We start from the raw sequence: 13,770 nt of genomic DNA, 5'->3' as shown, positions 1-13,770 counted from the left end.
GATGTCCTCTATGGGCATGAACGGCAACAGCATCGGTCGGAACCAGGCAGGCAAGCTTTTTGCCGTGCTGTGGATTCTGGCGGCGGCACTTGCCATGCAGTTCGTCGCGTCGGCGCAAGGCTTTTCGTCGCGGTTTTTGACGGAAGCGAGTGCCGGAAACGTCGGGGTTCCGGAAAGCGGCACCTCAGACACGACGCTTTCGCGTCACGCCGTTCGTGCTTTTCCGGTTGCCGACCTGCGTTTTCTGGCTGATCGCACCGACGGCAAGTCTTCGCCGGGCGGGCCGGGGCCATTTGTGCTGCCTGCGCCGGTTCGGGTCGCATCCATCACTTACGGCAGCATGCCCGCCATGGGCTCCTCGCATGCTGCGATAACCGGAACGCAGGGTGACACGACCCGCGCTCGCGGACCTCCGGCGTTTTACGCCTAAATACTGCCCAGGGCAGTCTTTTGCGCATCGGCGCAACTTTCCTTGATGCATCACACCTGCCGTCCCAGCCTTTGCCGGATGGGCGCAGGCTATAATGGAACCTCAACATGCGCACTTCGAAATGGGCCGTTCTGGCCTATGTCGCGATTACCCTCTTTGGGATACTCGCGGCGCTGCCCAACATACTGCCGGCATCCGTCCAGCAGCAATATGCCTCGTTCCTGCCGGTCAAGCCGGTCACGCTCGGCCTTGACCTGAAGGGCGGTTCCCATCTGGTTCTGGAAGTCGATGCGGCCGGCCTGCGTCAGGCGCGCCTGAACACGCTTCTCGACGATATCCGCGGTGCACTGCGCACCGAACGGGTGCCGACGTCCTCGGCCCGCATTGCCGGCGACGCAATCGCCGTCAAGATCGCCGATCAGGCCGATCGCGACAAGGTGATGCCGAAGATCCAGGAGCTGGCAGCCCCCGTCGGCACGCTTGGCTTCGGCGCGGCAAGCTCCGATATCGAAGTCACCACCGTCGATGACACGATTACGATCAAGCTCACCGAGGCCGGCCTCAGCGAACGCATGACGGCGGCCGTCGATCAGAGCCTTGAAATCATCCGCCGCCGCGTCGACCAGGTCGGCGTTGCCGAGCCGCTGATCCAGCGCGTTGGTTCCGACCGCATTCTCGTCCAGCTTCCGGGCCTTCAGGATCCGACGCGCCTGCGTCAGCTGCTGGGCTCGACCGCGCAGATGAGCTTCCACATGGTCGATACATCGGTCGATCCGAACACGACCACGCCACCGCGCGGCGTCGACATCCTGCCGGGGACCAATGACGGTGCCAAGTATGCGGTCGAAAGCCGCGTGGCGATTTCTGGCGAACGTCTCGCCGACGCCAAGGCCGGGTTCAACCAGCAGACCAACGAACCGATCGTTTCCTTCACCTTCGACAGTCAGGGCGCACGCCAGTTCGCGGAAATCACCCGCGACAATGTCGGCTTGCCTTTCGCCATCGTGCTTGACGGCAAGGTCCTGACAGCGCCGCGCATCAACGAGCCGATCCCGGGCGGCCAGGGCCAGATCAGCGGCAACTTCACTGCCCAGGAAGCAACCGTTCTCTCGGCACTCTTGCGCTCCGGCGCCCTGCCGGCGCCGCTCACCATCATTGAAGAGCGTTCCGTCGGCCCGAACCTCGGTTCGGATTCGATCCGCATGGGCATTTACACCGGTCTTGCCGGTTTTGCCCTCGTCGTCACGCTGATGGTGCTGCTCTATGGCGCCTGGGGCATGATCGCCAATCTTGGCCTTCTGCTGCACACGATCCTTACCATCGGCGTGCTCGGCATGCTCGGCTCGACCCTGACGCTGCCCGGTATTGCCGGTATCATCCTCGGTATCGGTATGGCGGTGGACGCCAACATCCTGATCAACGCCCGTATCCGGGAGGAAACGGAGGGCGGTGCAGGGGCGATGAAGGCGCTCGATATCGGCTTCAACAAGGCCTATGCGACCATCATCGACAGTAACGTCACGACGCTTTCCGGCACCATCCTGCTGTTCATGTTCGGCACGGGCCCGGTTCGCGGTTTTGCCATCACCATGATGCTCGGCATCGCCATCTCGATGTTCACCTCGATCACCGTCGTCCGTCTGGCGATGCGTGAGGTTGTTGTCCGCCGCAAGATGAAGAAGCTGGAAATCCCGTCGCTGTTCGGCGGCGTGCCGCATATCCCGAAGATTTCCTTCATGAAGGGGCGCTTCGTCGCCATCGGCATGTCGGCCTTCCTGTCGGTCAGTTCGGTGGTTCTGTTCTTCCATCCGGGCCTGAATTACGGCATCGATTTCGTCGGTGGTATCCAGGTGGAGGCGACGTCGAAGTCCGTGCTCGACCTGCCCAAGCTGCGCGAAGAGCTCGAAGGCCTCAACCTCGGCGAAGTCGCGCTGCAGGAGTTCGGCCAGAACCAGTCCGTCCTGATCCGCGTCCAGCGTCAGCCGGGTAGCGAGCAGGAGCAGACGGTTGCCCTGAACAAGATCAAGGAAGGTGTGGCCCAGGTCATTCCGGATGCAAGTTTTGAGCGCACCGAAGTCGTCGGCCCGACGATCTCGGCCGAACTGGCCCGCTCAGGCTTCCTGGCCGTCGTGCTCGCGATGCTGGCGATCCTGTTCTACATCTGGTGGCGGTTCGAATGGCACTTTGCCGTCGGCGCTATCGCGGTGCTGCTGCTCGACATCACCAAGACGATCGGCTTCTTCGCGCTGACCGGCATCGACTTCAACCTGACGGCCATCGCCGCCCTTTTGACGATGATCGGCTATTCGGTGAACGACAAGGTGGTGGTCTATGACCGCATGCGGGAAAACCTGCGCAAGTACAAGTCGATGCCATTCTCCGACCTGATCGACATGTCGATCAACCAGGTGCTGGCGCGATGCATCTTCACCTCGATGGCAACGGCGTTTTCCCTGGTGCCGATGGCGATCTGGGGTGGCGACGCCGTGAAGAGCTTCGCCTGGCCGATGATCTTCGGCGTCATCGTCGCAACCACCTCGTCGATCTATATCGGCGGGCCGATCCTGCTCTTTCTCAGCCGTTGGTGGAAGGACCGCGAATCTACCCGCGCTCCGGGGACCGAGCTGGCCAAGAACTGATCAGCAGGGATGCGAAAAAAAATCGAAAGGGCGGCTGCGGCTGCCCTTTTTTCGTCCCATGAAAGGTCTATATCTCCGCTTGCGGGCGAACTGAGTCGTGCTCAGGAATTAGATTGTGATTCCACAATCCGGCTTTTCTTGAACATGTTCTGCTTCGATCGATGAAAGTCACGAACAAAAGAGTATTATTTTTCGTTTTCAGCCAATTTTAATTGACAAAATTGGTGATGTATTCTACTTTTGGATTATCCGCTGATGGAATGAACCAGAGCGGAGCTTGAAACTTGCCCGGAAAAGCATCCGACCGGGCCTTTGCCGAAGGAGAGAGCCATGTCTGACAATGCCCGCATCGCCGCTTTCCGAGGTACGCATTCCTATTGTCGCACAATGAAAGACCTTTGCATTCGCACCTTCTGGCGAATGTGAAATCCAGGCCGTCCTTTCCTTGAGTTTTGTACGATTTGAATGATCCGCGCCATGGCGTGGAAGGAGCATTTTTCCATGAACAAGCAGGTTATAGAATTTGGCGGCGAAGCCGTCGGGGTGGTGGTTCCGGAGGCCGGCCGGCTGAAGTTCGTCGCCGTGAAATATCATGTCTGGGATCTGGATTCGCGGCACTTTCGCACGGCCGACGAGGCTCGGGCGGCGGTGCGCCAGTTGATGGTTTCGCAGACTGCCCGGCGGCCAGCGTTGCGGGTTGCGGATACATCGCAGGCATTTGCGCTCGCATAAGCCATAAATATGCATGAAAACCGCAGTTTGGCCATCTTTTCACTAAATCGGTATATTGGCACGGCTTCTCATGTGATATGCCGTGTATATATGATGGCAATCAGCAGGCAGGCGCTGTTTTCAGGTGCCTGTTTGTGAAAAGAGCGAACTGCGATGCTGACCAAAAAGGGAAAATACGGATTGAAGGCGCTGGTCGATCTGGCACGGCTTGATCCGGGTGAGACCGCTTTCATTACCGAGATCGCAAGCCGGAACAATATTCCAAAGAAGTTTCTCGACACCATTCTCTTGGAACTGCGCAACGCCGGCATCCTGCGCTCGAAAAAAGGGCCTGGCGGCGGATATTCGCTGTCACGCCCCGCATCGGAAATCCGCATCGGCCAGGTCGTGCGCACGCTCGATGGGCCGCTGGCGCCGATCCGCTGTGCCAGCCGGACCGCTTATGAGGTCTGCGATGATTGCAATGATCCCGATACATGCGAAGTCCGCCGCTCGATGACCACCGTGCGCGACGCCATTGCCGAGATTCTCGATACGATGACGCTGGAAGCTTTCATCAGCAATCCCGGCCAAGCGATTCCCGGGGACGACGAAAGCGTCACGAAACGGGCGGGCTGACGCCGGAATCCGATTTTCTTGGGCTGAAAGCTCTCGTGGTTTCGCATTTTCTCCGGAAAAAGCGCAATTTGGCCGTTTTGGTTTGATCTGAGGGCGCTCTGGTTATAACCGGATGCGTAGTTGTGCTTTTGGAGTGGCGATGATGGGTCTCAGGCAAGTCGATATGAATACACCGCAAGAGGGTATTGTTATTGAATCGCTGACGCGATCGATCGCCACGGCGGTTGACGGCATCAATGCGTTTGCAACCCAATTTGCCGCCGATCAGGTGCTTTCGCGCAGCCTGGTCGATGCCGTCGAGCTGATCGCGGGCGGCCGTGGCCGCGTGGTGGTTTCCGGCGTTGGCAAGAGCGGCCATATCGGCCGCAAGATTGCTGCGACCCTGGCATCCACCGGGACGTCGGCCTATTTCGTCCATCCGACGGAAGCCAGTCATGGCGATCTCGGAATGATCACGTCCGAGGATTTGCTCATTCTTCTGTCCTGGTCGGGAGAGACTGTCGAGCTTGGAAACATGCTGGCCTATGCCAAACGTTTCAATGTTCYGGTTGTCTCCCTCACCTCCAATGCGGAAAGCCTGCTGGCGCGCAATTCCAGCGTCGCCATCACCTTGCCGAAAGTGCAGGAGGCCTGCCCGCACGGATTGGCGCCAACCACGTCTGCAATGCTGCAGCTGGCGGTGGGCGACGCCCTGGCGATTGCGCTTCTCGAGCGGCGGGGGTTTTCCGCGCAGGACTTCAAGACATTCCACCCCGGCGGCAAGCTCGGTTCCCAGCTGCTCCTCGTTCAGGAACTGGCGCATGAGGGCGACGCGATCCCGCTGCTTTCGCTCGGCAGCCCGATGGGCGACGCGGTTATCCAGATGTCCTCCAAGGGCTTTGGCGTCGTCGGAATTACCGACGAGACGGGTAAGCTCGCGGGCGTCATCACCGATGGCGACCTGCGCCGCCACATGTCGCACGGTCTGCTTCTCGAAACCGTCGATACCGTCATGTCGCATAGCCCGCGGGTCATCAAGGGCAGTGCCTTGGCAAGTGCTGCAATGGAAATCATGCAGGCACAGAAGGTGACCGTGCTCTTCCTGGTGGATGATGCTGGGCTTCCGAGCGGAATACTTCATATCCACGATCTGTTGCGCGCCGGTGTGGCGTGACACAGGCTTGGTGAGAAGGGTCGCGGCCCTTGTCCCGTGCCGATAGTTTTGACCCTGCTTCTATAAGAAGCGGCGTTCGGAAAATGGCCTTGCGAGCGGATGTCCTTGTCTGAACAGCACCAACTCACGATTTCGCATCCGGAGCAACCGCCTGGTGAGGCGGGCTCTCCTGCGCCGGTCAAGATGATTACGACTTATGCCTTCCACATCCACGGTTGGAAGAAAGAGATTTTCAGGCGTTATTTTCCCGATCGCACGTTTGTTTTCGTTCCGATGTACGCGCGCGAGGCCGATTTTGAGGATTGGGCGGTCCGCATTCTCCGCGAGGAAAATCCCCAGATCTTCGTCTGGAGCTTGCGGGCGCCAAAGAAGCTTAAATCCTTTGCCGCACAGCATCAAATTCCTGTCTTCTACATAGAAGACGGTTTTATCCGCTCGGTCGTGGCCAATGCCAGCCGTACCCCACCGCTGTCCCTCGCCCTTGACCAGGGCACTGCCTATTTTGATTGCCGTGAACCATCCGATCTGGAGCGGTTGTTGTGCAGCTACGATTTCGACGGTGCGCCAGAGCTTCTGGCGCGGGCGTCGGCCGGTATTCGCTTTCTGCTTGAAACCGGCGTGAGCAAATACAACAGCGATATCAGGACAGATATCAACGATCTCTATGGCCCGAAATCCGGCAAACGCGTGCTGGTGATCGGTCAGGTCGAAGATGACGCATCCATTCAATTCGGCTGTCTCTCGCCCGTGACGAACAATGATCTGGTGCGGTTGGCGGCCAAGGAAAACCCGGGCGCGCAGATCATCTACAAACCGCATCCGGATATTCTCAACCGGGTTCGCCTTGCCCAGTCCGATCCCCAGGATGTCCGGCATCTCTGCCAGATCATCACGCAGCCTCTCTCCATGAGCCAGGCGTTCGAGACGATCGACCACGTTTATACCATCACATCGCTTGCGGGCTTCGAGGCCTTGCTTCGAGGCCTGAAGGTGACCACCTACGGCTGCCCATTCTATGCCGGCTGGGGGCTGACGGACGATCGCCAGCCCAATGAACGCCGCGGTCGGACCCTCACCATCGAAGCGCTGTTTGCGGGCGCGTATCTTTTGTATCCACGGTATTTCGAACCAAAAAGCGGCAAGGGCCTCTCTTTCGAGGAAACTGTGGACGGAATATTGCATTATTTCTCAATGGCGAAGGATGACAGGCCGCCCCCGCAGCCGTTAGCACCGGAATGGCAGGCATGGGGGGCATATGGCATTCTTGGCTGGAGGCATTTGATTGCCCCTCCTTTGTCTCTGATTATTTCCAGGATCGGCAATGATCGAGATGCGAAGACGTTCCGGCAGGATCCAATCCTGTTTTTCCGGGAGCTGTCCAACCCAAAACTCAGATTTATCGGGCGCATCCTCTATCCGTTTGGATAGTTGCGTTTTCGAACAGATGAGATCGACATGAGCCGGACTTGATGGTCCATCAACTTGAAAATTGCTTTCAAGAGAGTAAGAGCTAGGTACGCAAGCCATATCGCACGCCGGGACGTGAGTCGCCGTTATTGGCATCCATGCGTTCTGCGGTTAGAAAGCAGCCAGAGTTTGGAACATGTCGTCACACATATGCGGGTCGTTGCTGCCTTGCTTATCCGCGAAATGGAAGCGCGGTTCGGCAGCAAGCCGGGAGGCTATGTCTGGGCATTGCTGGACCCAGCGGCGCATGTGTTCCTGATGACGATCATATTTCAGGCAATAGCACGCGCCCCTGCCTTAGGCGCCAGTTTTCCACTTTTCTTCGCAACCGGCTATATCGGGTTCCAGTTCTACCAGGCGACCGCGACCTATTTGAACGGGGCGGTCAAGGCCAACAGGTCATTGCTGAGCTACCCCAGCGTCGCGCCGGTTGATACGATCGTTGCCCGATATTTTCTGCAACTGGGCACGACGGTGGTGGTGGGTGTCGTTGTCCTCGGGACGATTGTCGTGTGGATGCGCACGCCACCCGAACTCACCTGGCTGGCGATCATCGAAGCGGCCCTTGTCGCAAGCATCTTGGGGCTTGGCATGGCGTTGGTCAACAATGTCATGTTTTTGAAATACGCGCTGTATGAGCAGGTATTCGGTATCGTCAACCGGCCGCTTTTTCTGATTTCCGGCGTCTTCTTCCTGCCCGACGCTATGCCGCACCCCTATCGGGAAGTGGTGCTTTTCAATCCGCTTGTCCATGTGGTCATGCAGTTTCGAGTGGGGTTCTACAGCGAGTATAGGGCGGCGGGCCTTGATATGCCCTATGCCTATACTTTCGCATTTTTGACATTGTTTATTGGAATGCTGTTGTTCACGTCATCGTCCGCATTGTTGAGAAGTGAATAATGATCAGGCTTGAGCAGGCGACCAAGTTCGCACGCACGAAAGGCATCAAGAAGCCGATCATTGATCGCGCTTCGCTTGTTTTGCAGCGGGGAAAGAGCATTGGCCTGCTCGGCCGCAACGGTGCAGGAAAATCCACGCTGCTTCGGCTGATCGCCGGTACGATCAGGTTGGATAGCGGCAGGATCATACGCAAAGGCAAGATTTCCTGGCCGCTGGGGTTCCAGGGGAGTTTTCAAGGGACCATGACAGGCGAGCAGAATGTTCGTTTCGTGGCGCGCATCTATGGCGTGGATACCCGTGAATTGATCGCCTATGTCGAAGATTTTGCCGATCTGGGGCCGTTCTTCAAGGCGCCGGTGGGGACTTATTCCTCCGGGATGAAGGCCCGTCTTGCTTTTGGATTGAGCATGGGCGTCAATTTTGACTATTATCTCGTCGATGAAATTACCGCCGTCGGGGATACGAACTTCAAGAAGAAGTGCCAAGTCGTGTTCGAAAGCAGGCTTCAGGATTCCGATGTGATCATGGTGTCTCACAGTACCTCGACCATTCGCGATTATTGTGATTGCGGGGTGGTTATGGAAAATGGCAAATTAACCTATTATGATGATATTGAGGACGCGATCCGCGCTCACAATGGCAATATGAGGGAACGATAAATGGCGACCATCGGCAATGCGGCTCCAGGGGCTGCGCAAAATGATGGGGCTGTGGATCGGCTGAAAAACGCGGATGTCGTCAAGTCGAAAAGCGTACACCTGCTTGAAGGGCTGCTTGGAAACGATGATCGTATGCTGGCGCCAAAGCTAAAGTCAAAAGCGCCCAACAAGCTCCACAAGGTTATCACGCATCAAGTCAAGAAGCGGGGTTGGTTGAGTTCGCTTCGGCTACGCCATGCCGTGATCATCGGCAGCTTTTTTGCTTTCGTCGCATTCCCCGCCGCGCTGGCATCGCTCTATATGATCTTCGTCGCCTCCGACCAGTATCATAGTTCGGCATCCTTTTCGGTCCGCAGCATCGAGGCAGCCGGCGCACCTGATATTCTTGGGATGTTTTCGCAGGCATCGACGGGCAATACACTCTCCGATAGCTACATTCTGATGGATTTCGTTCGCAGTGAAAGAATGCTGACCGAAGTCGAGAAGAAATTTGATCTCGAAAAAATCTACGCGGCGCGGGGCCTGGATTACTTCTATGGAATGGCGGCCGGCCTGCCGGTGGAAAACAGGCTTGAGTATTGGCGCAGCATGATCGACATCAATTTCGATCATGCGTCGGGAATCATGCAGTTGCAGGTCAAGGCATTTGACCCCCGGCAATCGCAGGAGCTTGCCAAGTTCGTCATTCAGCAGAGTGAAACCTTGATCAACGATCTCTCCGCGTCGGCCCGTGACGGTGTCCTCAAGGCCGCGCAGGATGAAATGCACCTTGCGGAGGGCCGTATTTCCAAGGCGCGCGTGGCCGTGCGCCAGTACCGCGATGCCTCGCAGGAAGTTGACCCCGTGGAAGGCGCCAAGCTCGCGGCTCAATTGATTGGGGGATTGGAGGCCCAATTGGTGCAATTGAATTCTGATCTGGCAACGGCAAAATCGCAAATGAGCGACGACACGCCGCGCATGCGCGTGCTCAAAGCGCGTATCGCCAGCGTCGAGGAACAGCTTGCATCCGAGCGCCAGCGTCTGGGCAGCGGTAGTGCCGACAGCCAATCCTCGGAAGCCAATAGCGATGTTGCCGGCCGGATTCAGAAATACGAAATTTTGGAAACAGAGCGCGAATTCGCCGAGCGTGCCTATACCGCATCTCTGGCCAGCCTCGAAAAGGCACGCATCGAAGCGAACAACAAGCAGCGTTACCTTGCGGTCTTCATCGAACCAACGCTTTCGCAATTGGCTCAGTACCCGGCACGCTTCCTGAATTCATTCCTCGTTGCGCTGGGCCTGCTCTTCGCATGGGCCGTTTTTGTCATGGGTTACTATAATATTCGTGACCGCACCTAGTTCGAACTGACAATGGAGAGTGTCGAGGCCGGGCAAGCGCGCTTGCTCGGCGATAATTCTTCTGATTTGCTGTGAACCGCTGAGCCATCAAGGTTTATTTCCGTAGCGCATGAGCGCCGGCCCGAACGAGGCCTGCCCGGTATTCAATAATGAATTTTTTTGCGAAGGCCCGCCGGTATATCAAGTCTCTGCCGCGCATTCGTTTTTTCAAGCCCTTGGCCATTCAGCTTGATTGGGGACATGACAATACCGTCGATGCGAAAGGCCGATTGATTGCGACAGTGCGTCTCTATGGCAGCCAGAATCGGATTGAACTCCCCAGGTCATCCTCCTTCACCGGACATATAACCATTCGGGGGCAGGGCAACCGGATTGTGATCGGCGACAATTGCCGTCTGGCGGGCGAGTTCATCGTCAAGGGGTCCAATCAGACCGTGACCGTGGGCGAGGGAACCACATTCGAGTCAGTCTATGTCCTCTGTCTCGAGCGCTGTGACGTCACCATCGGGCGTGGCTGCATGTTTTCCCGGGGGATCGAGGTGCGCACCAGCGATGCCCACGCGTTGATCCGGCGAAGAGACGGCCGGCGGCTTAACCGGGCCGCGCCGGTCGTGGTCGGCGATCACGTCTGGGTTGGTCTCGGTTCCATTCTGAACAAGGGGACAGTGATCCCGGAGGATTGTATCGTCGGTGCCAAATCCTTTGTTAACAAGGCTTTCAGCGAAAGCGGCGTCGTGCTGGCCGGAACGCCCGCAGCGATCGTCAAGCGTGATGTTACATGGAGCCGGGGACGCAAGCACCGCTGGTMACGGGAAGAAATGGATGCGTGGCGCGTTGCCGAACCGGTCAATGAGGACGAAGACTGATTTTTGACGGCTTGTTGCGCGGGGGCGGGTCGACGAACCCGCCGGGTTGATTGACCGATCGGTTATGCAGTCTTTCCGCGATCGCCTCCGCGCCGGCATCCGTGCCGGTTGCCGAGTAGAAATTGCCCCTGACCTGAATTGCCGCCGCGAGCAGACGGAAAAAAGCGGTCCGGACCGGTCCCTGCGGCTGTGCCGGAGCTGTCCAGAACCGATCGAGCTCTGTCTGGTCGCTGAGGCCGGCAATATCGAAGACGGCCGTTCCCAGCACCTTCACGGGTTTGCCGAGCTGTAGGGCATGGAGGCCGACGGTCGAGTTGATCGTGACGACGCCCGCGGTTTTGCCCAGCAGCGCATTCAGGTCGCCGCCGTCAATAAACTGCACGCGCCCGCCAATCCCAAGTCCGGTTGCAAACGCCTCGACATGGGCGCGCCAGTCGATGAGCCCGTTGTCGAGCGGGTGGATTTTGACAATCAGCTGGGCCGTGCGCGGGGCATGCGCGGCGAAGGAGGTAATCACCTCGGTGATTGCCTCGCGTTGATCGTTGTAGGGCGAATGTGACCGCAGCTGGAAATCGGTTTGCAGTTGCAACGGGAAGACAAAAAATGGGGCGTCGCCGGCCAGCGCGCGCTTAACACGCATTGTTGCATCCAATTTTCTTTTCTTGCCACCCGCCAGCCGCATCACCCAGCCGACATACTCTGCCAACGGATGGAACAGGGCGTGGCGGCGATAGTGCGGAAAGAGAAACCACAGGAAAACGTTCGGCAGATTGTAGAGAAGGTCATAGGCAGCTTCGGCAGCAAAGCTCTGCGTATGACGTCTCTTCCAGTCCGGTTCGGCAAGGGTACGGGCCGCCTCGACGATCTGCTGGGGATCATTGGGAAAGTGCGAATTGGACGACATTCCATCGCGTTCGACCGTCAGCCAGTCCGGCCGCAGATAGCCCATTTCGACAACTGAAACCGCTATCTTCCGGTTCCTGGCGGCTTCGAGTGCAACGAGATGGTAGGGACGCTCCTCACCCAGCAGAACGAGATCGGTGACAGCATGCCGATCCATGAAGGCGCCAACATGGACATGCCAGGCGTTTCCGCCCCGGCCGCGGTAATTATAGCCGCCCTTGCGCCGCCAGAAAATCTGGTCGCCCGGATTGAGGTTGATCCTCAGGCATTCATGACCCTTGACCTCCAGCCGATCGGCGATCTTGGCAAAGATCGGCGAGGATGGGCCCTGCAGGAAGAGGAAGACGCGCCGCTCCGGTGCATTTTGCAATGCCATCGTCACCGAACCTTTGAGAACAGCGCCGGCACTATCGCAGATCATCCTTGTGCAGATTGGCATGCTTCAGCATCGCTTCCAGCAGTTTCCACGGTTCCTCATTACGCGGAAACGACGGAGCATTCTGCGGTGTGCGCGCGGCTGCCAGGGGCACGATGAAATAATCGGTGCGGGGATCGGGGAAAGGGTCGGCAAAGGATTTCAGCAGCGGCGCGTGGTCACCGTAGAAAACCATCCAGACGGGGCGGTCGAGCCTGTTCAGATGGTCGACAAGTTCACCCAGCGCCTTGTCGGACTGCTGCAGGATCTCGAGATAGATCGCCACAGGATCGGCCATTCCTTCGACGCGGTTGGGCTCCCACGGCCCGTGGTTGGCCATCGATGCAACGAAGAGAAAGCTGCCCTTGTCGTCCGTCTGGCTTTCCACCTCGGCGATGACCTTTCGGGTCAACGCAGCGTCCGAGACATAGGGGCCATCGCGGGCCGGATCGTGCTCGAATTCATCGAGCATGGTCATCTTTTCGAAGCCGAGCTGCGGCATGGCTTTGTGGCGAAGAAAAAACGTCCGGTCATACGGGTGCATGAAATGCGTGCTCCAGCCCGCATTCTTCAGCTTCGTCGGCCAGACGACGTCGGTATAATGGCTCGCCCGCAGGTAGGGATAGCTTGCATCGATATGCAGATCGTCGGGAACCAGGCCGCTCAACACGGCGAACTCCGTGCGCAGCGTGTAGCCGCCCTCGAAGACAGTTGCCAGGCGGCCCCATTGCACGGCAAGTTTCTGCAGCCTGTCGATGGCCGGAAGCTTGATGCTGTCCACCCCGCAATGGCGCATGTCGATGAAGGATTCCGACTGCCAGACAACGACCAGCGGCGCCTTGTTGTCGGCGTCGTGACCGATCAGGTCCTGAACCGCAGCGAAAAAGCGTTCCTGCAGTTCGGCAACGATCTTTTCGCGGCGCCGGCCGAGCCAGAGGATGAAATGGAAGACGACGGACGCGAAGGTTCCGAAGCGGATGGTGCTGACCTTGACATTCGGCTTGCCGACAAGATGTTGCACGAAATCAGCCACTGGCCGGTTGACCGGGCCATAGAACAATAAAATCCAGGGCAGGTCGGCGGCCAGGATCATCAGGATGATCCAGAGGAGCTTCTGGCTGGCAGGCAAGACACTGGGCTCGAAATACATGTACAACGCCGAGACGCCGAAGACATACAGGAAGGCGACCACCCAGAAAACGATATTGAGCGAGTTGGCGTAGAAGATCGACTTGTACTTGAATACGTCGGCGACCAGGGCAATATCCGAAAAGACCAAAGGTTCGCGAATGAACTTGTATTTGGCCCGGGATATGCCGGTGAAGATGACGAAAAAACTCATGGCGCCGGCGCTCGCATAGAGAGGGCGCCAGGAAATCGCAAAGAAGCCTGCAAAGACGAGGGCAATGATCGGCAGCCGCGACAACATATCAACAGTCGCACGCCGGCGGCTGAACGGCGGCCGGTGTCTGCGGCGTTCGCGTGCAGGCAAGGCAAACTTGTCCGTGAACAGGATGACTGAACAGGCCAGCGCGTAGCAGAAAAAAGTCAGCGTTACCGGGTGGTAGTGCATGTGGAGCGACGTCAACGCCAAACGGATACCTTCGATCTTTCATCCATCGCTGACGCGTCATGCACCCCGCGACAGAG

12 protein-coding genes are annotated in these 13,770 nt (G+C 57.9%); 10 read left to right on the top strand and 2 right to left on the bottom strand.

Annotation, left to right across the window (positions count from 1 at the left end; genetic code table 11):
* Position 1: 1 nt before the first annotated feature.
* From AC1D17_RS13355 to AC1D17_RS13310, 10 genes are all read left to right on the top strand, one after another.
* Positions 2-430 carry a hypothetical protein gene (locus AC1D17_RS13355; protein ID WP_477565880.1) on the top strand — a complete coding sequence of 143 codons (429 nt, stop codon included), beginning with the start codon at positions 2-4 and terminating at the stop codon, positions 428-430.
* Positions 431-537: 107 nt separating this feature from the next.
* Positions 538-3,069, top strand: a complete 2,532-nt coding sequence (gene secD / locus AC1D17_RS13350; RefSeq protein ID WP_477565879.1) for a protein translocase subunit SecD — start codon at positions 538-540, stop codon at positions 3,067-3,069.
* A gap of 501 nt (positions 3,070-3,570) precedes the next feature.
* Positions 3,571-3,801, top strand: a complete 231-nt coding sequence (locus AC1D17_RS13345) for a hypothetical protein (protein ID WP_477565878.1) — start codon at positions 3,571-3,573, stop codon at positions 3,799-3,801.
* Positions 3,802-3,954: 153 nt separating this feature from the next.
* Positions 3,955-4,419, top strand: a complete 465-nt coding sequence (locus tag AC1D17_RS13340; protein ID WP_477565877.1) for an RrF2 family transcriptional regulator — start codon at positions 3,955-3,957, stop codon at positions 4,417-4,419.
* Between the two features lie 142 nt (positions 4,420-4,561).
* Positions 4,562-5,572, top strand: coding sequence for a KpsF/GutQ family sugar-phosphate isomerase (locus tag AC1D17_RS13335; protein ID WP_477565876.1), 1,011 nt, complete (start codon positions 4,562-4,564; stop codon positions 5,570-5,572).
* Positions 5,573-5,755: 183 nt separating this feature from the next.
* Positions 5,756-7,000 (top strand): capsular polysaccharide export protein, LipB/KpsS family, encoded by a 1,245-nt coding sequence (locus tag AC1D17_RS13330; protein ID WP_477565959.1) that lies wholly within the window; start codon positions 5,756-5,758, stop codon positions 6,998-7,000.
* A 168-nt stretch (positions 7,001-7,168) separates the two neighbouring features.
* Entirely contained in the window at positions 7,169-7,939 is a 771-nt protein-coding gene (locus AC1D17_RS13325) for an ABC transporter permease (RefSeq protein ID WP_477565875.1), read from the top strand.
* A complete protein-coding gene (locus AC1D17_RS13320; protein WP_264220578.1) occupies positions 7,939-8,598 on the top strand; it encodes an ABC transporter ATP-binding protein in 660 nt (219 codons plus the stop codon). The genes AC1D17_RS13325 and AC1D17_RS13320 overlap by 1 nt, the downstream gene beginning before the upstream one ends.
* Entirely contained in the window at positions 8,599-9,936 is a 1,338-nt protein-coding gene (locus tag AC1D17_RS13315) for a KpsE/RkpR family capsule polysaccharide export protein (RefSeq protein WP_477565874.1), read from the top strand.
* Positions 9,937-10,085: 149 nt separating this feature from the next.
* Positions 10,086-10,802 carry an acyltransferase gene (locus AC1D17_RS13310; protein WP_477565873.1) on the top strand — a complete coding sequence of 239 codons (717 nt, stop codon included), beginning with the start codon at positions 10,086-10,088 and terminating at the stop codon, positions 10,800-10,802.
* Here AC1D17_RS13310 and AC1D17_RS13305 read toward each other — a convergent pair.
* Positions 10,783-12,081, bottom strand: coding sequence for a capsule biosynthesis protein (locus AC1D17_RS13305; protein WP_477565872.1), 1,299 nt, complete (start codon positions 12,079-12,081; stop codon positions 10,783-10,785). The two genes, AC1D17_RS13310 and AC1D17_RS13305, sit on opposite strands and share 20 nt — an antisense overlap.
* A 31-nt stretch (positions 12,082-12,112) precedes the next feature.
* Positions 12,113-13,693, bottom strand: a complete 1,581-nt coding sequence (locus AC1D17_RS13300) for an LTA synthase family protein (RefSeq protein WP_477565958.1) — start codon at positions 13,691-13,693, stop codon at positions 12,113-12,115.
* Positions 13,694-13,770 lie beyond the last annotated feature (77 nt).

This window comes from Pararhizobium sp. P1_E7 (genome assembly GCF_056405855.1).
Note: the sequence above shows the minus strand (reverse complement) of the source record. Positions and strands in the feature narration are given on the sequence as shown.